This window comes from Paenibacillus odorifer, from assembly GCF_000758725.1.
Lineage (GTDB): Bacteria > Bacillota > Bacilli > Paenibacillales > Paenibacillaceae > Paenibacillus_AQ > Paenibacillus_AQ odorifer.
On the sequence record NZ_CP009428.1, the window covers coordinates 3,535,452 to 3,554,493 of the forward strand.

Genomic DNA, 19,042 nt, shown 5'->3' on the forward strand with positions numbered 1-19,042 from the left:
TGTCAAAATAATCGTTAGTTAAAATGGGAGGGCGTCATGTTAGAAATCTTATATAGACGATTGTCAGCGGTGCTGCTTTTGATCCTAGCACTCTGTGCTACGGTATTCATTGGCAAAGAAACGGTAATCTCGATCGTGACCATTATCTTTTTGTTAGCAGATTTAGGCATCTCTTTTTTACTCTTAAAGAAACGTGAGAAGGTACATGTGGTTTTTATTAGTGTGATGGTGGCAGAAGGGCTATTCTTACTAACAAGAGAATTTTGGCTGCTTGCGCTTTCTATCCTGCTGCTGATCGTAGCGGGCATATGTAGAGGACTCTTTGGGCAATCGGGGAGCAAAAGAGTCACTCCGTTTCTAGCCGTTCGTAAAGTGTTATTCAGCATTACTGCACTTATCGTTACTGCACTTTGGGGGATTGGAATCTATGCAAAACCTATTACAACACCTGTGGCATTATCAGCTGATGCGGCTATGACGATCGATGAACGTAAATTGGATTCTGCAGCAATGATGCTGAAAGATATTGAAGTAATGAATTCTTTTGGAAGCCGTACAACCGGCTCTGAGGGTCACAATCAGTTTATTGCTTGGCTGGAGCAGCAGGTAACGGATATGGGGCTGCAAGTATATCGTGATCGCTATACTTTTGACCGATGGGAAGAAAAGAACAGTGCTTTAATGATTGATCAGCAGGCAATTCATGTCTCTTCAGCTTTTCCCTATTCCGGGGAAACTGACGAAAAAGGTGTGACAGGGGAGCTGGTGTATACGAAGCGTGGTGAATATGGCCAGGCCAGTGGAAAAATTGCTGTCATTGAAATTGAGAATTTTAGAAATTTTCCAAGTGGGATCGTTATGAATATGCGGGCTTCATCTCCAATGGACAACCAAATTGCCCCAAATGAAGGCGATCTGGTCCTCACTACAGCTTTAAAAGAAGCTAAATTGGAGCAAGCGACGGAAATGGGCGTAAAAGCTGTTGTTTTAGTCTGGAAAGGGGTATCTGACGATAAGGTTGAAGAGCAATATGTGCCTTTTACCACCGATTATGCAGGAATCCCTGCAATCTGGGTTAATGAAACGGAAGGGAAAAAGGTGATCAGCGCAGCTCAAGAGCATAAAGAAGGTACGGTTATTTTAGAAGCGGAAATACAAAAAGATGCCCCAACAGAATCCTTTTATGTGAAGATTGACGGTAAGAATAAAGACGAAGCGATTATCGTAAATACCCATACGGATGGGATAAATGTAGTGGAGGAGAATGGCGCTGTGGGTATGCTGTCTATGATTCGTTACTTACAGCAGGAGCAGCCGGAACGTACGATGATTTTCGCTTTTGTGACAGGGCATTTTAGATTACCGGAGTTCAAAGGGTCCTCTCAGGCAACTTCCACCTGGATGGAGGGGCATCGAGAGCTCTGGGATGGCAAGAATGGCCATTTAAAAGCTGTAGCTGGAATTACGGTTGAGCATTTAGGCAGCATGGAGTGGAAGGACGATGATACGGGTCACTATGGTCCAACTGGACAAATAAGTACAGAATATACGTATGCAGGCAATGAAATGATGGCAGCCATTTGGCTGAAGGCTATTGAAAAGACAGATAGCACACGTACTGTATTATTGCGTGGACATAACAAGTTTGAGTTTGGAGAGAGTCAGCCCTTATTTGAAGCAGGGATACCGGTGATTGGATTCATTCCAATGCCCGACTATCTGCTCGTGGATAGTGACAACAGAGAGATGGACAAATTTGATGCAAAGCTAATGCATACGCAAATTGTATCGTTGCTGAAAGCGGTCAAGCTAGTGGACGGAACGGAGACAACTAAGCTTGGGAAGTCAGATGGGTATTCTTTTTTCTACGGTCGTACTAAATGATAGTGGCAGTTCAAGATTTGTCATGACGAAGATGACATTAGCTTGAATTCAAAAACACTGATGATTTAAGTCAGTGTTTTTTTGTTGCAAAAAGGGGGTATATTACGGCTTAAAATCAGAAAATTTCGTTTTTTTGTTAGCATCGAAGTAGGAGGAAACTTGTGACATCACATATACGCTAATCAATCAATAGCTCCTTCGGGTGCTTTTTGTGTTATTCACTGAGTTGTTAGAAAGATTTGTCCCTTTCTTGAACGTTTAGGGATTAAGAGATGTCGATGATTGAAATACTTAAAATTTAAGATAAGATAACTTTAATTATTAGGCCACGTTATTAATTTGACTGCTCAGTAACAGGTAAATCAGGTTCGCCAACTCTTGCTTTGTGAAATATTTCTCTTTTTACATAGCAAAGAACGAGGAATGTCATACTAAAACGAACAGGAAACGATGTCGCTGAGCCTTGCTAAACCTGATATTGAATGCAGCCTACAGTTAGCGGGCCTAATCATAAGTATCAACTTAAGACGAAAAATGAACAGAGTTTTGAAGGGAGCAGTAAAGAATGGCAATTGATACGGTGCTATGGAGCAGGCTAGTGACAGGCTTGACTCTCGGATTCCACGTTATTTTTGCGACGATTGGCGTCGGTATACCGCTAATGATCGCTATAGCAGAGTTCATCGGGATCCGGAAGAAAGACCCCCATTATACACTTATGGCAAAGAGGTGGTCTCGAGGATTTGTCATTTCTGTGGCGGTTGGTGTTGTGACCGGTACAGCGATTTCACTACAGCTGGCCCTGGTATGGCCGAATTTTATGAAACTGGCTGGGAATGTCATTGCACTTCCGTTATTCATGGAGGTGTTCGCGTTCTTTTTCGAGGCTATCTTCCTGGGCATTTATTTGTATACGTGGGATCGGTTCAAAAATCCATATACCCATTGGCTGCTGACGATACCGATTGTCGCCGGGGCAGGCATGTCTGCCGTTTTTATTACGACGGTGAACGGATTCATGAACCAGCCTGAAGGCTTTGTCATGGAAGCAGGCCAATTCACAGCGATTAACCCGGTGCAAGCGATGCTGAATACGGCGACGTTCTCCAAAGTGTTCCATGTATTAAGCTCGGCCTATTTAACAGGAGCTGCCTTGTTAGCCGGGATTGCAGCCTTCGCGATGCTGAGAAAAGGTGTGTCCGCATACCACAAAAAATCTTTAAATCTCATGATGGCGGTCGTTTTACTATTCGGTTTGCTGAACACGTTAGCCGGTGATGTGTCCGCCAAGTTTTTGGCCGAGCATCAGCCAGAGAAGCTTGCAGCGGCAGAGTGGCATTTTGAGACGAGTAGCAGGGTGGATTTGGTTCTATTGGGATGGCTGAATGCAGAGCATGAAGTTCTAGGGGCTCTTCATCTTCCGAAGCTGCTCAGCTTCCTGGCCTTTGGAGACTTTAATGCAGAGGTGACGGGGCTCGAGGAATTCCCCAAGGAAGAATGGCCACCACTTCTCGTTCATTATCTGTTTGATTTAATGGTCGGAATCGGATTTACTCTGCTCGCGATTTCGTTCCTATATTTTCTGTTTGTGTTCTGGAAAAAGCGTAATGAGCTTAACAAGTGGATGCTTCGCATCATCGCACTGAGCGCCCCCCTCGCTTTTCTGGCTGTTGAGCTGGGCTGGTTTTATGCAGAGGTTGGCCGACAGCCGTGGATTATCCGTGGATATATGCGTGTTGAGGAGGCGGCCACGTCTTCACCGAATGTAAGAATTATATTCTTCGCCTTATTGCTCTTGTACATCGTTCTCGGCAGTATGTGTGTAATCGTGCTAAGACGCTTGTTCAACAATAATCCAGCAGAAGCTGAGATGGAGAAATGGATGAAGGATCATCCTAATCAATCTACGGAAAAGGGGGGCACTGAATGATGAGTTACGAATTGATTGGCATCTCGGTGCTCTGGCTGTTTTTGTACGGCTATTTAATTATAGCTTCCATTGATTTCGGAGCGGGCTTCTTCGCCTTTTATGCCCGTTTAACGAAGCAGGATCATCTCATTAATCGTCTGATTTCGCGTTATTTATCACCCGTTTGGGAAATTACAAATGTATTTTTTATCTTTTTCTACATTGGCATCGTCGGTTTTTTTCCGGACACAGCCTATTATTATGGCTCCGCGCTACTTGTTCCGGGAAGCATTGCATTGATTCTTCTTGCGATTCGCGGTTCATTCTATGCTTTTGAAAATTACGGTTCCAAGAAAAACATAGTATATCTTTTTTTGTACGGAGCTACAGGTTTGCTTATTCCAGCATCGTTGTCAGTGGCGCTAACTTTGTCTGAAGGCAGCTTTATCGTGAAGCAGGGGGAGACGGTTTCTCTGGATTACTGGGCGCTGTTCACCAATCCGTTATCGTGGAGTATCGTTGGACTGGCAATTGTGTCCGTTTTGTTCATTAGCGGCTCATTTCTGACATTTTACGCTTCTCGGGCAGAGGATCATTCCGCGTTGAAGCTGATGCGCAACTACGCCCTGTTTTGGAGCACACCGACGATAATCCTCGCACTTACAGCATTTATCTATTTGGGTCAACACAATGAGCGGCATTTTCAAAATATGATGGATTTATGGTGGTTGCTGGCACTTTCCGTTGCTTTCTTCATGATCGCGATGTGGCTATTATATAACGGACGCCGTTACGGATTAGCTTTTATATGCGTCATGTTGCAATTTTTCTGTGCCTTTTTCGCTTATGGAATTGGGCAATACCCTTATATTCTTGATCCGTATATCACGATTCAGAGCAGTGCAACTTCACCGGCAATGGGCTTAGCATTAGTTATTGTGTTTATCGGCGGTCTATGCCTGTTGATCCCATCCCTTATTCTGGTCTTCAGACTCTTCCTGTTTGATGCGGATTATGTAAAAGGGAAAAAATAAAGCTGATTAATCCATTACGGCATGTTTGAGGTTTCCCTACAAGCCTATATATAAAGGAGGTGTGATCTGTGAAGAGGAAATCCAGTTTGATTTCTCAACAAATGTCTTCACAAAGGAAAAACATGGCTCTCCTCGCAATCATTTCGTTCGGGCTTGGTATAGCTATTGTGAGTCAGGCTGGACTGCTTGCTGAAGCAGTCCAACGGATTTTTGTGGAGAGAGCTTCATTTTCATCGGTTATCCTGTTGCTCGGTATACTTCTGGCTATTATGGCTGTACGCACACTATTGTCTTATGGAAACGGTATTGTTGGCTTGCATATGGCAGCTGCTGCCAAGACAAATATGCGCGCAGCCGTGCTGCAAAACTTGACCCATGCTTCCATGCCTTCAACCCTTAGTGGACAGACGGGAGGGAAGGTCAGTATTGCTCTGGATGCTGTGGATGAGGCTGATAGTTATTTCAGTCAATACATGCCGCGTATGATGGAAGCTGCTATCATCCCGGTTCTGATTTTGGTCGTTACATTTATCCAACATGCCAACACGGGGTTCATTCTATTGTTTACTGCTCCGTTCATCCCGCTGTTCATGATTTTGGTAGGGCTGAAAACGAAGAACAAATCCGAAGAAAAATATGCGCAACTGGCTGAGTTTTCAGGGACGTTTCTAGATTCTCTTCAAGGACTGGTGACATTGAAAATATTTGGACGGGCTCACCGTCAGCAACAGGAGATTGAGCGCAGTAGCTTAGGTTATCGTGATGCCACGATGGGTATTTTGAAGATTGCGTTTACGAATACATTCATGCTGGAATCAATCGTGATGCTAAGCATTGGTATTGTGGCTCTCGAACTGGCCATCCAGTTGCTTGTTTTCAAAGCTATGACGTTCCACACTGCCTTTTTCGTTTTGCTGCTCGTTCCCGAGTTTTACAACCTGTTAAAGAATACGGGAACAGCCTTTCACAGCGGCCGGACAAGTATGGGTGCGGTTCGTAAGGTGGAACAGATGCTTGAGGAAACGGCAGGGGAGAGCAGGGACGCTAATGGCATTGAAGGAGCATTAACAACCGATGGAATCGACGAGATCGACAGCATAGATAAGGTCGGGGATAGGACCGACAGAATAAGCAAACTGGAACTTGCCCATTCTGGAGACCTTTTAATACCACCGTCTATCGTAATTGACCAACTTCGGTTTCAGTATGCTCCAGATTCTTTCGAGCTTAAGACGGGGCGGATCAAGCTTAGCCCAGGAGAACACATTGCCATTGTTGGCAAAAGCGGTTCCGGCAAAACGACTTTGCTACATCTCATTGCCGGTCTGCTGAAACCAGAATCGGGTACGCTTCTGGTGAATGGAAGTCCACTCTCGCAATACGATGAAACCGAATGGTTCGAACATGTTAGCTACATTACACAGCATCCGTATATTTTTGCAGGCACATTTTCTGAAAATATTGCGATTGGTGCTGGTGGAAACATCTCCAGAGCTGAAATTGAGCGGGCGGGGGAGGAAGCCGGACTCGCTGCGCTTACAGCCCAATTAGAGCATGGATTTGATACCTTTGTTGGTGAAGGAGGCCGGGGACTGTCTGGTGGGGAAAAGCAGCGGCTTGCCTTAGCACGCGCTTTTTTGAAGCGTCCTGCTATCATTTTGTTTGATGAACCCACAGTTGGACTGGATTTGCACACCGAGCGGGTACTGCAACGATCCATAGCCAAACTGGCAAAAACGGCTACGATGATTACGGTGGCTCACCGATTATATACGATTCAACAAGCCGACAAGATTTTGTTTATGGACAATGGAGTGTTGGTGGACTCGGGACGACATGACGAGCTTCTGGAGCACCTGCCTCAGTATGCCGAGATGATTGATGTAGAGCGGAAAGGGGGGATATCCTCATGAATGAACTGGCTGTTCTGTCAAAGGCGATGATTCAGGAGCGCAAGGATATCATTCTTTCGATTTTGGGTGGATTTATCGCCGGCATAGCCGGTGTGGCACTCTTTTCTGCGAGCGGGTATCTGATTTCGCAAACGGTATTTGCGCCACCGCTTTATACTTTAATTGTACTCACCTCCATGGTCAAACTGCTGGGTCTGCTTCGGGCGGCGAGTCGTTATGGAGAACGCTTGTATTCTCACCGGGCGACATTCTCCATGCTTAGCCGTTTACGTACATCCTTTTTTGCCAAGCTTATTCCTTTAACGCCTGGTATATTGAACAAAAATCGAAGCGGGGATCTGCTTGCGCGGATCGTTGGGGATGTGGAAAGTTTGCAAAATTATTTTTTGCGAGTCGCTTATCCTCCGATCATGGTTGTCATGGTATTTTTGGCTACGGTGCTGTTTACTTCTACCTTTTCGATCTGGATTGCCGTTTTGTTTGTAATAGGTATGCTGGTAACGGCATTCGTTGTACCGGGAATTGTGTTACTCGGGCAGCGGAGAACACATGGACGCGTTCGTGAGCAGAGGTCGCAGCTGTCCACGGAAGTTACCGAAGTGTTGTACGGTTTCCGGGATTTGAAAGTATATGGTCAATTGGCACAGCGGGAGGAGCAGCTTCAGCATGCTTCCGCTGTATTAGCAACTGAACAGCAACGAGCAGCCGGGCACTTGCTGCGCGGGCAATCGATGCACACTTTTGTTACATTTCTCGTTTCCTGGGGAGTGCTGACGCTCGGCGCCTATTTAATTATGGAAGGAGCGCTTGCAGGCGTATTTCTTGCCATGTTGGTTATGGCATCACAAACCGTATTTGAAGAAGCGACGGCTATGGCCACATTACCCGCGTATAAAGAGGATAGCGAACACGCAGCCAAACGACTGACGGAAACAGTTCAGACTTTTGATGAGCAGTCTTCGCAACCAAGTGGCACATTGCCTGTTAATCATGCTGTTACGATGGAACTATCCAATGTTACATTTCAATATGAAGGGGAGTGGAGACCGGCACTCAGGGATATGTCCCTGCACATTTTACCTGGCTCCAAAACGGCAATAGTCGGGCCGAGTGGGTCAGGAAAATCAACAATTATCGAATTGCTGCTCAAACTGCGAACACCAACGGCTGGCGAGATACGATTAAACGGTATTTCGGTGAAGGAACTGGACGAGACGAGCATTTGGCAAACGGCTAATGTGGTATTTCAGCAAAGTCATTTCTTCCGGGGAACGATTCGGGACAACCTGCTGCTGAATGGAGAAGAACACGCTGACAAACAATTGTTGGATGTGCTAGCTAAAATGCAGCTGCCCGATACATCGTTGACCGATATGGTGTATGAAAAAGGGGAGAATCTGTCAGACGGCGAGAAGCAGAGGTTGGCTATGGCGCGAGCGATGCTCCGCAAAGGACGGGTATGGCTTCTGGACGAACCAACTTCATCGCTGGATTATGTGACAGAGCATCACGTATTGAAGCATCTCTACGCACAGGCGGCTAATGATACGCTTCTCCTGATTTGTCATCGGCTAACCGGATTAGAAGAGATGGACCAGATTGTGGTCATGGACCAAGGCAGGGTAGTCGAAACGGGGTCCTATTCGGAGTTGATGGGGCAAAAAGGCTATTTTTATGAGATGAAACAAATCGAACAGCAAATGATCGGAGAAGTTGAAGTGTAAATATAGACCAAACACATCAACTTGTTGCAAATGTCACTTCTCAGATTCCGATGGTTAATACACGATTGATTCAAAAAATGGTTAAGATAAAAACTAAAGGTTGATCTTGTTTGGTATTATCCCCTTCAAGTAGACACTCGAAAAAACCTGCATGTTATCATGGAGGTTCGAGTGACACTTGGAGGGGATATTTTTATGGCGAAAAAAGGACAAACATTCCAACGGAAAAGGGCCACACAAGCTCCTTGCGAAGCTCGATTTAGATTGTAATGATCTTTATTGCTGTCACATTTTGGGTCGAGCTCTTCGTTGTATAGAGCGTAAAAACAGAATCGAAAGATGAGGCAGATCGTTTCAAGGCATTTTTTGAACTGAAGGAAAAGGTGCTAAAGATCGGGGAAGCTGGGCTGTTCTATATGGTTGCCAATAACCCGAATCATCAAACAGATCTTGGAACAAAGTTGACTATCTTCCACAATCCATCTCAATTGCGCGATAAGATTACGGATAAATCCATTAAGATCGCAGACAACATCAATGGAAATTATACTTTCCAAAAGGCGGACGTAATCTTTAAAAATGCTCAGGAAGTGAATCCTCCTTCTTCGGAAGAAAAAAAGAAAATGGCAGAAAAGCTGAGAAAACAGGCGGAAGAGTCCAATAAGGGCTATGCAATGATGTCTGTTGAAATGACAGATCAGTTTTCTCTTCTCAATGTTACGTATCAAAATGGCGAAGATAAAATCGGGGTTATGATCAATAATCTGAGCGGGAAAAGCGACCCAACATCGTATATTGACGAGAAAGTTGAATTTAAGCAGGAGAAGGTTCAAGTGAAGGGTGTAGAAATGCTGCATACAGAATTTGGTCCTTCGCAGTGGCACGAGCTGAAATGGGTATACGAGAGCCCAGACAAAAAGGTGAAATACGCCTATACTATACAAGGAGACTTGAATAAGGTAAGCAAAGAAACCTTGATGAAACTTGCCGAAGGTTATTTGGAATAATAAGTCCAACAACAACGGGAATCTTCTCCAATCCAAATGAGGGGATACCCTCTAGTAAGTCATAGTCCTTCTCCATTTTTTATCATAATCGTTTCTAAGCACCGTTTTTAATTTCGTGGAACAATTCAAAAGAACGACCGCTGTTCGCATCATTTGCGACAGGGCGGTTCTTTTGTTTTCATAGGTTAGCTGTAAATTGCTATTCTTGCCAAACACTCATAGGGTCCCATGGCTTGATCTGATTGTCATATTTTCCAGCCAAAAAAACTTTCATGTCTTCCAGCTTAGCAGGCACCTCGTTCCAAATTGGAAGGGGTGGTAACCCTCGTTTGCTTTTCAATAGGATATCCACTGTAACATACAAGCGTTCTGGCTGAATCCAATGAAGGAAGCGGGAAATCTCCATTTGCTTGGTCAGGGACAAGGAATCGATTTCATCATTGTAATGCTTGTTGAACTCGCTGATCAGGTTCAAGAGGTAGTCTCTCTGTTCCTTCACGAAATCCAAGCCGCAAATGGCGCCATGCCCTGGAACAACGATTTCGGGTTTAATTTCATCAATAATGCGATCAAGCACTTTAACCCAATTGAGGGTTCCCTCTTCGCTGTATGCCGTACAACCATTAAACACGACATCGCCAGCGAACAGCACTTTTTCTTTTGGCATCCACAACAGTAAGTCACTATCAGAATGGGCTGGAGCTACGTTGTGAATCATAACTTCTGTATCGCCAAGACGGATGTTGATATCGTCCTTTATCTCAATACTCGGGAGCACCCATTCTACGCCTTCCAGGTCGAATCCTTCAAATTCCGCTGCAAAAAACCGCTCACCCGGAGTCGATTCCGGAGAATTCTTTCCTCTTCTGATGACGCTGTCCATCCAAGCGATATTTTCGGTGAGACGCTCTCTGGAGGCTTCCTTGTGCATAATAATACAAGCATCTTCAAACACTTTGTTTCCCCAGGCATGGTCGCTGTTATAGTGCGAGTTCACCACATATGCGGGAGAGCCGCCGTTGCTTACTTCCATAAAAACCTCCCGCATTTCCCGCGCATGGAACAAATCGAAGAACGTGTCATACACCAACCCATCACCCTTGTTGATGAATCCGGCATTGGCCCAACTGATCCCACGATACGGCGAAATACCAGCAAAGACACCATCTGCGACTTCAAAAAATTTAACGCGAGGTTTTTGGATAATACGTCCATACTTCATAAAAATTCTCCTTTACGTATATGTTTTTAGGATAAGGCATACTGACTAAGTCATTATTATAGAGAATGAAAAGAATAAATGCAAGCGAGTACTTGCTTGCATTTATTCTATGCGATATGATAGTAAAAGAGCATGCTCACGCAAATGGTACCTGACTGCAAAACTTGTAGTAGAATAGGATTAACATATGCAAAAGGAGAAATACAATGCAAACTTCAGACAGAATCATTGAAGCCGCGACACAGCTCATCAAAAAGAATGGCTATCGGGGAGTAAGCACCAAAGCCATTGCAACGGAAGCTAAAGTCAATGAATCTACGATTTTCCGGCAATTCGGAAGCAAGCAAGGCATATTGGAAGCCATCATTGAAAGACATTCGGATATTCCGCAATTTGAGAAGCTGTTAAAAGAGGAAGCGACCGATAATCCGGAAGTCGATCTGCTGAATGTAAGTCAGCAGTACCGTTTATTTTTCCATAAAAATGCGGACATCATTTTGATTGGCATCCGCGACAAAGGAATGCTTCCCGAATTAGACAGAGTGCTGGCCGATCCGCCGGCGAAACTTCACTCCTTGCTGGTTGAATATTTTGAACGCTTGCAGAAGAAAAAAGTTATCGCCAGGCAGGATGAGCGTCTTGTCGCAATGTCTTTTCTCTCGATGTGTTACGGATTTCAGATGAGCGAGCTGATTCACCGGCAATATCAATCCCAATTCGTCACCGAGGAAGAGTTCTACAAGCATAGTGTCTCATTGTTTGTTAAAGGAATTTTGGCCTAGTCATAAGCATTATTGATTTATATATTGAGAAGTCTAAACTTACGTGAACAGGGATGGAGGATGCCTTTTTTGCTCATGAATGTAGTTTTTAGTAATGGAAAATAAAATACGTGGATGCATTATATAAAAAAACATGACTCATTAAATTAAGCCCAATTTTTTCTAGGGCTTTTTTTGTTTGGGACCTCAGGATTGTATTTGGTCTATACTGAAACTTTCGAGCCAGAGTTATTGTACAGCTTTAAATCAAGACAATCATGCCTATTGCATTGGAATTATCCAGGGCTGTACTTACTTAATATCTTATAAGAAATTCTTGAAATTACAGAAATTTATCCAATAGGGGGATGCTATTATACAAATACAAATAAAGACGAGGTGATGATATGCAAGCAAAATTGGCAGCGGACGCCATTCCCCTCCCCAAAAAGCGGAACTCATGGATAAGGACGATAAAAAAGTATAAAGTGATGTACGCTCTCTTGTTCCCGGCATTAGTTTACTTTGCCGTATTCAAATACATTCCTATGGCGGGAATCATTATTGCCTTTAAAAACTATAATCTGGCTTTGGGACTATGGGATAGCCCATGGGTGGGATTTAGAAATTTCACAGATTTTATGAACGGCGTTTATTTCTGGGACATCATGAGAAATACGATTATCATATCCCTGTATAAGCTGTTGTTCGGTTTCTCAGCTCCTATCATACTTGCTTTGCTGCTCAATGAAGTTTATACCCAATGGTTTAAGAAAATCGTACAAACGATCACTTATTTACCCCACTTTCTATCATGGGTCATTGTTTATGGAATGATGGTGGCATTATTAGCCCCAGGGGATGGTCTTTTTAACATGATTTTGAAGGAAACTGGAGTTGAACCCATCTCATTCCTAACGGAACCTGCCTGGGGCAGACTGCTGATCATCTTATCTGAAATATGGAAGGATATTGGATGGGGAGCGATATTGTACCTTGCAGCATTAGCAGGAATCGATCCAAGCTTATATGAAGCGGCTAGAATTGATGGCGCTTCCAAGTGGAGACAGCTATGGCATGTAACACTTCCCGGCATTCGAGGCGTTATGATTCTGATGCTGATCCTTAAACTAAGCCATATTCTGGATGCTGGTTTTGACCAAATATTCATGTTTGCCAACAGCTTTAATCAGGAGAAGATCGACATTATCGACACATGGGTATACCGTGAAGGGCTCGAGCGACTTAAGATTGGCTTGGCTACTGCTGTGGGATTATTTAAAGCGGTCATCGGATTTGTTTTAGTGTTGGCAGCGAATAAGCTCGCCAAAAAATTCGATGGGCAAATTTGGTGAGGTGGTTATCAAAATGATCAATTTGACAATCGGAGAAAAGGTCTGGCAAGCATTCGTTTATTTTATTCTTATTTTGCTAGCTCTACTTTGCTTACTACCCTTTCTATATGTGGTTGCTGTTTCAGTAACGCCAGAATCGGAAGTGCTAAGAAGAGGAATTGTTATTATACCAGAAACCTTTACCTTTCTAGCCTATAAAGAAGTATTTATTTCTCATGGTATTGGGCAGGCGTATAAAATTACATTGTTTCGAACGATTGTAGGGACTGCTCTCAATGTGTTCTTTACGGTAATCGCGGCATATCCGTTATCCAAAAAATATTTGCCGGGTCGCAGCCCATTTTTACTATTCATTGTCTTTACCATGATGTTTGGGGGAGGATTAATTCCGACTTATTTACTAGTCCGCTCTCTGGGATTGCTAAACAGTCCGTGGGTATTGATTATTCCAAATCTCATTAGTGCATTTAATCTGGTAATCATTAAAGGCTTTTTCGAGCAATTGCCTGCTGAAATCGAGGAATCAGCGAGGGTAGACGGTGCAAGTGAACTTCAGTCGTTATGGCGGATCATTTTACCTCTGTCCTTGCCCGTCCTTTCCACAATTTCTTTATTTTACGCAGTCGGGCATTGGAACAGTTACTTCGATGCTATTGTTTATATCAATGATTCCAACTTAATGCCGCTTCAAGTGATCTTGCGCAACATCCTGCTTAATGTCGCAACACAAAGTGCTGATTCGCTTGCCAATACCGGAGCTGTTAGTACGTTCGCTATACAAATGGCAGCAGTTGTCGTGACTACAGTTCCGATTTTGATCGTTTACCCATTTATGCAAAAGCATTTTACCAAAGGTGTGCTCTTGGGATCGGTTAAAGGTTAAAAAGATATTCCAACCTGAGTTGTTACGGGGAAACCGTGATAATATAGAAGCAAAGGAGAGGTCATTATGCAACGTAAAGCGATTACATTTGCTATTCTGACAGCAATGGTCGGTGTGGGAACAGTATTGTCAGGCTGTGGGGAACAAAAAGAGGTTACATCGACAGCTTCGGGCAATTCACAAGGCCAGTCTAGTCCCTTTGAAACCAAATTGAAAATTTCGATGTTTAACCAAGGAACTTTCAATGCTGCTGCTCCGATTCCTCCCCGTGAAGAAGATATCCAACGCCAAATGTTGGAGAAAGCAGTAAATATCGACTTGGAAATGCTGATTCCTCAATCAGGGCAAGCAACGACTAAATTAAATACGCTCATTGCTGGCGGAGATATTCCAGATTTGATCTTCTTAAAGAGCCGGGCTGATCTTGCACAATATTATGACCAGGGCGTTCTTGCGGATTTGACACCGTATCTGGATCAATTTCCTGAATTGCAGAAACGTTTTAGCAACGACTCCTGGGAGGCGATGTCCTATCAGGGAAAAACCATTGGGGTTCCAGGTTATGATAACGTAAACGGTATTAGCCGAAGCTTCTTTATCCGTAATGATTGGCTGAAAAAGCTGAATATGGAAGTGCCAACAACACCTGACGAGCTATTTGAAGTTATGAAAGCCTTTACTGAGAAAGACCCTGACGGCAATGGCAAAAATGATACGTACGGATTCATAGGCGGAATGAATAAAGAAGGTAATCTGCAAACCTACGGCTTCGATAGTTTGATGTGGATGTTTGGTGTCAATCCTCCCTCAGCCATTGATGTGAAAGACAATGAACCAGTGTTCCTGTTTACCGACCCAAAAATGAAAGAAGCACTCGCTTATATCAATAAAATGATGGAAGCTAAAGTTGTAGATCCAGACTGGGTGACGATGAATACTCCCGATTTATTGGACCAAAAGTTATTTAAGGGTAAAGTTGGCTTCATGATAAGAGATGCCCGCAGGCTGGAACCAGATTATCAGCAAAAAATGAAAGAAATCAGTGGAGAGGTGCCGGAATGGATCGTCATTCCTCCAATGACAGGTCCTTATGGTGATCAAATTGTAGAGAGAAAATCGTTCCAAGGCAATTCATGGGCCATATCCAAGAAAGCGGATAAGGACAAAATCATTCGGATCTTGTCCATGCTAAATTATCTCTTTACGGACAAAGAAGCATATCCGAATTTTGCATACGGAATTAAAGGGATTCATTGGGATTCGGTAGACGGCAAGATCAAAAATAAAACCTCCGAATTATCAAAGGAAATGAAAGAAAAGTACTTATGGGTCGATCATTATAGAATGCCGCGTCGTGGTGATGATGCTGAGTACTTCAGCTTCCAGAATCCTAAGACGGCAGAAGCTTTTGAGAACAATCAGAAATACGTGGCGGCTACGTTGCCCGGGAATTTATTGACTGAAGACCCGAACGATTCATTGGCAGCTGACCGCCAACGTTACATTAATGAAAGCTTGGTCAAATTTATGACTGGCAAAGAGCCTCTTTCGAACTGGGACAATTTCCTCAATACATTGGAAACTAAGTTTGACATGCAGAAGTATAAAGACTCAGTAATCAAGCAATTTAAAGAAGCAGGCTTAATCAAGTAAATCAAGTAGAAACGGCTTCGCCGTCCTTTTAAAGGGCGGTACCGTTTCAGCGAGAAAGATAAGGAACATTTATGCGCGAAGCATATAAATTCTTATCTTTTAAACGAAGAGAGCGGCTATAATTAGCCCCTCTCTTTATTGAAATATAAGAAAGTATAAGTTTTACTTTATACTTTATCCTTCTATTTTTCGAAGAAACGCTTATCGTCCTTAAAAAGGACGCCGAAGGCGTTTCTTCTTATCATATGCTATTATTTGTTTATTACAGATTTAAAAGGAAGATGATCGATGCGAAGAAGAATCAGCTTGCCTTTAAAACTATTTTTTATCGTGTTTGCATTTGTATTAAGCTGCATAATCTTGATAAGTCAATTGTCTTATCGCTATGTCCAAAAGGAAATAAGAACCTCTGACATTTATTACACCAACCAAATACTTGATAAGATTGATCAGTATTTCACAGTTAATTTTTCCTCCTTCCAGACGATGCTGTTCTCGGTCGAGTCATCGGTGAAAGCCAACATTGACAATCCGGACGTGATTAAAAAGCAATTAAGAGAGCTGTATGAACTCAACAGTAATTACGTCAGTAATATTTATTTGATCAAAAGCGATTTATCCATTCTAGGCGGAAGTACACCTACCCGAATATTTGATGAACCTTTATCTGAAAGAGAACCATTGTTTGAGGCAGCTGACAAGAACAGAAGGATTACATTTGTCAGTGATCCTTACAAATCTAAATATTCCGGCTGGACAGTTACGATGGTCCGATATCTGAACAGTGCTCCGTTTCCTATGGCCATTGCGGTAGACTTAGATCTAAATGCCATTGAAGAAACCTTGTTCAAGATTAATAAAAAAGAACAAATGAATTTGGCTCTAATCACCGCATCGGGAAAAATCATTGCCGGGTTTTCGGAAAATAAAGGACCCCTGAATGTTCAAGATCATACTTTTTCAGTCGGTGAAACGTCAGCGGAACAAATTCTGGATACTACAGAAACAAACCTTCAACTGCACACCAAGGAGGGGATTCAGGTCTCCCTTCTGAAAAAACCGACTGAAAAATTTAATTGGACCATCATCTCAATCAACGATGAATCACGCCTAAAAGCTGCTTTATCCAGATTGGAAACCTATTATATAGAGCTTCTAGCTGCAGGTTTTCTCTTAAGTCTGTTCGTTTCCTTCTTTATTGCCAAATATATAAGGACTCCGCTCTATGCACTCAAAACAAAAATGAAGCGGGTGGAGCAAGGCTCCCTCACAACTACAATATCGATTAACCGAAACGATGAGTTTGGAGATCTTTCCCGAGCATTCGATCGTATGCTGCAGCAAATTGTGGAACTGATTCGGGGAGCAGAGCTTCATAATGAACTTGAACGCAAGCTGGAAATTCAAGTACTGCAGTCTCAAATAAACCCTCATTTTCTGTATAACACGCTTGGTTCTATCAGCAATGTCATACGACTCGGACAAATAGAGAAAGTAGATGTGGTGATTGAGTCTCTTATTTCAATATTGGAATATGGGATAGCCGACGCTTCGGAGAAGGTATCACTGCGTCAGGAATTGCAAAATGTATCGGACTATATCGCGATCCAGAACATCCGCTATAACAGAAACTTCCACTTAATCGAAAATATCGAAGCAGGGCTAATAGATTTTCCGGTTTTTAGAATGCTGTTGCAGCCCCTTGTGGAGAATAGTATCTTCCATGGTTATAACGGAGGGGGGATCGAAGGCCCTATTACTATTCATGCGTACAGGGAGGGTGGCAATGTCATCATAGAAGTAGTTGATCAGGGCGAGGGAATTCCAACTGATAAAATAAAGCATATTCTAATTTCAGAACCGGGGGATGTGGAATTGAAAAGGAAAAGAATCGGGTTAAACAATATTCATGACCGAATCAGACTTCACTACGGAGAAGAGTTCGGGCTCCAAATCATAAGCATACCTAAGGAAATAACCCGGGTTCGCGCCTTATTCCCAGCAGGCTTGTTTAAAGGAGATGCATGATGATGAGAGACTACACCTGCTTCATTGTTGACGATGAAGATCTAATCATTCAGAGATTGGAATTGTTTTTTCACGAGCGCTCCCTTAGGGATAAGCGATTTCATTTAGTGGGAAAAGCGAATAATGGGCTGAAGGGGATAGAGGAGATCGTAAAGCTTAAACCGGATATCGTAATATCTGATATCGTCATGCCGCGAATGGATGGGATTTCCATGATTGAGCAGCTAAAGCCAAAGCTTCCCCATACCCAATTCATTCTTTTGACCGCTTATTCATCCTTTGAATATGCCCAGAGAGCTATTCAAGCCAACGTATTGGAGTACATTGTTAAGGTTCCGCTCAGAGATGCGGATTTGGATCGGGTTTTAGATAAGGCAGCCGGGATTTTAAATGAAGTTAAGAAAAAAGAAGCGGAATTTCAATCGTTAAACGTATCCGTGCTTGAAAATAAATATAGAGTCCGCAAGCAATTTTTTAACGAGCTTATCAGAGGCGAAATCCCTTCTCATCGGGCATCAGATTTTGCCAATCGTATGCAGTTTCATTTCTTTCAAGCCAACTATCGCTGCTTCATTGTCGAGATGAATATGTATGAAAGTTTCCGAAATGATTATTCAGCGTCTGATCAGAACATATTGAGGTATGCGATTACAAATATAATCGAAGAAACGGTGATGAATGGTGGCAGTGGTGTAGCTGCGGATCTATCCGATAATCGGTTTATTGGCTTTCTATCCTGGGAAAATAATCGTAGTGATCTGGAAACGGAATATGATTGCCAGACATTGGGGGGGCAGATCGTCTCCCATTTGCATCAATATTTGAATCAAAGGGTATCCGTCGCTTTTGGAGGTCCACACCGAGGCTGGGAATCCATCAAACAAGCTTACACGGAAGCACAAAATGTGAGTGATGATTTCTATTATCATACAGAGAAAGTAGTAAAAACACCCATGCATCGGTTCCATTACCATAATGACAGAAAAGAAGAATTTCAGCAGAAATTGGCTGATTTTCTTGCTGGGGTGAAAAGAAAGGTTTCCAAGGAAGAGCTGGAGAAAGCATTTGCTGATCTGAACCAATTTGTTACGGACCATAAAATCCATAAGTCCATCATGGCGCCTATGTTAAGAGACTTGTACAGAGACATTATTGTGAAGTTTAAATCGGGGAACAAGTTGGCCACGGAAGTAGCAGAGTTTCCCATAGAATTTTTAGCTTTTCGGGAGCAGCTTGCCTATATTGGCGACTTTACCTTCGAATATGTACACGCTGGCCAACTTTTACATCGTATAGAAATCATGAGTGCTATGCGGTTTATAGAGAAAAACCTGAAACAGCGATTAACGCTCGAGGCGATTGCCGAGGAAGTGAATTTAGCTCCATCGTATTTTAGCAGCTTATTCAAAAAAACAATGAACGAAGGTGTTATCAGCTACATCAATCGTAAAAAAATCCAATTAGCTCTCGAGCTGTTAAATGTTCAGGATTATTCTATATTGGAATTGTGCGAGGAAGTAGGAATTGTGAATGAAGGTTATTTTTGCAAATTATTTAAAGAATATACGGGTGATACTCCTAAGCAATATCGGATAAAAATGACACGGTATGAATCCAATTAAGGTTGCAAAAAATGTGTGATTTTTTCGCGAAATCATGTAAAAAAAAA

At 42.9% G+C, this 19,042-nt stretch carries 13 protein-coding genes; 12 read left to right on the forward strand and 1 reads right to left on the reverse strand.

Annotated elements, in window-relative coordinates; translation table 11 throughout:
* Window positions 1-36: 36 nt before the first annotated feature.
* The 6 genes from PODO_RS15330 to PODO_RS15355 all read left to right on the forward strand — a co-directional run bounded on the left by PODO_RS15330 (window position 37) and on the right by PODO_RS15355 (window position 9,471).
* Entirely contained in the window at window positions 37-1,884 is a 1,848-nt protein-coding gene (locus tag PODO_RS15330; protein ID WP_052097061.1) for a zinc-binding metallopeptidase family protein, read from the forward strand.
* A 565-nt stretch (window positions 1,885-2,449) separates the two neighbouring features.
* Window positions 2,450-3,814 carry a cytochrome ubiquinol oxidase subunit I gene (locus PODO_RS15335; RefSeq protein WP_036677095.1) on the forward strand — a complete coding sequence of 455 codons (1,365 nt, stop codon included), beginning with the start codon at window positions 2,450-2,452 and terminating at the stop codon, window positions 3,812-3,814.
* Window positions 3,811-4,827 (forward strand): cytochrome d ubiquinol oxidase subunit II, encoded by a 1,017-nt coding sequence (locus tag PODO_RS15340; protein ID WP_036677093.1) that lies wholly within the window; start codon window positions 3,811-3,813, stop codon window positions 4,825-4,827. The genes PODO_RS15335 and PODO_RS15340 overlap by 4 nt, the downstream gene beginning before the upstream one ends.
* 68 nt (window positions 4,828-4,895) lie before the next feature.
* Window positions 4,896-6,740: a thiol reductant ABC exporter subunit CydD gene (gene cydD, locus PODO_RS15345; protein WP_036677091.1), complete on the forward strand. Its 1,845-nt coding sequence runs from the start codon at window positions 4,896-4,898 to the stop codon at window positions 6,738-6,740.
* A complete protein-coding gene (gene cydC / locus PODO_RS15350; protein WP_036677090.1) occupies window positions 6,737-8,464 on the forward strand; it encodes a thiol reductant ABC exporter subunit CydC in 1,728 nt (575 codons plus the stop codon). The genes cydD and cydC overlap by 4 nt, the downstream gene beginning before the upstream one ends.
* A gap of 383 nt (window positions 8,465-8,847) precedes the next feature.
* Window positions 8,848-9,471, forward strand: a complete 624-nt coding sequence (locus PODO_RS15355; RefSeq protein ID WP_036677088.1) for a hypothetical protein — start codon at window positions 8,848-8,850, stop codon at window positions 9,469-9,471.
* Window positions 9,472-9,670: 199 nt separating this feature from the next.
* On the opposite strand, the gene PODO_RS15360 is transcribed toward PODO_RS15355, so the two are convergent.
* Window positions 9,671-10,693, reverse strand: coding sequence for an MBL fold metallo-hydrolase (locus tag PODO_RS15360; RefSeq protein WP_036677086.1), 1,023 nt, complete (start codon window positions 10,691-10,693; stop codon window positions 9,671-9,673).
* Window positions 10,694-10,899: 206 nt separating this feature from the next.
* Between PODO_RS15360 and PODO_RS15365 the strand changes: the two genes are divergently transcribed.
* The 6 genes from PODO_RS15365 to PODO_RS15390 all read left to right on the forward strand — a co-directional run bounded on the left by PODO_RS15365 (window position 10,900) and on the right by PODO_RS15390 (window position 18,995).
* On the forward strand, window positions 10,900-11,475 hold the full coding sequence (locus PODO_RS15365) for a TetR/AcrR family transcriptional regulator (RefSeq protein WP_036677083.1): 576 nt from the start codon (window positions 10,900-10,902) through the stop codon (window positions 11,473-11,475).
* Between the two features lie 386 nt (window positions 11,476-11,861).
* On the forward strand, window positions 11,862-12,809 hold the full coding sequence (locus tag PODO_RS15370; protein WP_036677080.1) for an ABC transporter permease: 948 nt from the start codon (window positions 11,862-11,864) through the stop codon (window positions 12,807-12,809).
* 13 nt (window positions 12,810-12,822) lie between these two features.
* On the forward strand, window positions 12,823-13,692 hold the full coding sequence (locus tag PODO_RS15375; protein ID WP_036677077.1) for a carbohydrate ABC transporter permease: 870 nt from the start codon (window positions 12,823-12,825) through the stop codon (window positions 13,690-13,692).
* 66 nt (window positions 13,693-13,758) lie between these two features.
* Window positions 13,759-15,345: an extracellular solute-binding protein gene (locus PODO_RS15380; protein ID WP_038571309.1), complete on the forward strand. Its 1,587-nt coding sequence runs from the start codon at window positions 13,759-13,761 to the stop codon at window positions 15,343-15,345.
* A 288-nt stretch (window positions 15,346-15,633) separates the two neighbouring features.
* Entirely contained in the window at window positions 15,634-17,373 is a 1,740-nt protein-coding gene (locus PODO_RS15385) for a sensor histidine kinase (protein ID WP_038571312.1), read from the forward strand.
* The gene (locus PODO_RS15390; protein ID WP_235219391.1) at window positions 17,370-18,995 is read left to right on the forward strand and encodes a response regulator; all 1,626 of its coding nucleotides are present in this window, start codon (window positions 17,370-17,372) and stop codon (window positions 18,993-18,995) included. The genes PODO_RS15385 and PODO_RS15390 overlap by 4 nt, the downstream gene beginning before the upstream one ends.
* Window positions 18,996-19,042 lie beyond the last annotated feature (47 nt).

Bases quoted from the DNA above. Each gene is read 5' to 3' on its own strand.
- PODO_RS15330 (WP_052097061.1), top strand. From the start codon at position 37: ATGTTAGAAATCTTATATAGACGATTGTCAGCGGTGCTGCTTTTGATC.
- PODO_RS15335 (WP_036677095.1), top strand. From the start codon at position 2,450: ATGGCAATTGATACGGTGCTATGGAGCAGGCTAGTGACAGGCTTGACT.
- PODO_RS15340 (WP_036677093.1), top strand. From the start codon at position 3,811: ATGATGAGTTACGAATTGATTGGCATCTCGGTGCTCTGGCTGTTTTTG.
- cydC (WP_036677090.1), top strand. From the start codon at position 6,737: ATGAATGAACTGGCTGTTCTGTCAAAGGCGATGATTCAGGAGCGCAAG.
- PODO_RS15360 (WP_036677086.1), bottom strand. From the start codon at position 10,693: ATGAAGTATGGACGTATTATCCAAAAACCTCGCGTTAAATTTTTTGAA.
- PODO_RS15365 (WP_036677083.1), top strand. From the start codon at position 10,900: ATGCAAACTTCAGACAGAATCATTGAAGCCGCGACACAGCTCATCAAA.
- PODO_RS15370 (WP_036677080.1), top strand. From the start codon at position 11,862: ATGCAAGCAAAATTGGCAGCGGACGCCATTCCCCTCCCCAAAAAGCGG.
- PODO_RS15375 (WP_036677077.1), top strand. From the start codon at position 12,823: ATGATCAATTTGACAATCGGAGAAAAGGTCTGGCAAGCATTCGTTTAT.
- PODO_RS15380 (WP_038571309.1), top strand. From the start codon at position 13,759: ATGCAACGTAAAGCGATTACATTTGCTATTCTGACAGCAATGGTCGGT.
- PODO_RS15385 (WP_038571312.1), top strand. From the start codon at position 15,634: ATGCGAAGAAGAATCAGCTTGCCTTTAAAACTATTTTTTATCGTGTTT.
- PODO_RS15390 (WP_235219391.1), top strand. From the start codon at position 17,370: ATGATGATGAGAGACTACACCTGCTTCATTGTTGACGATGAAGATCTA.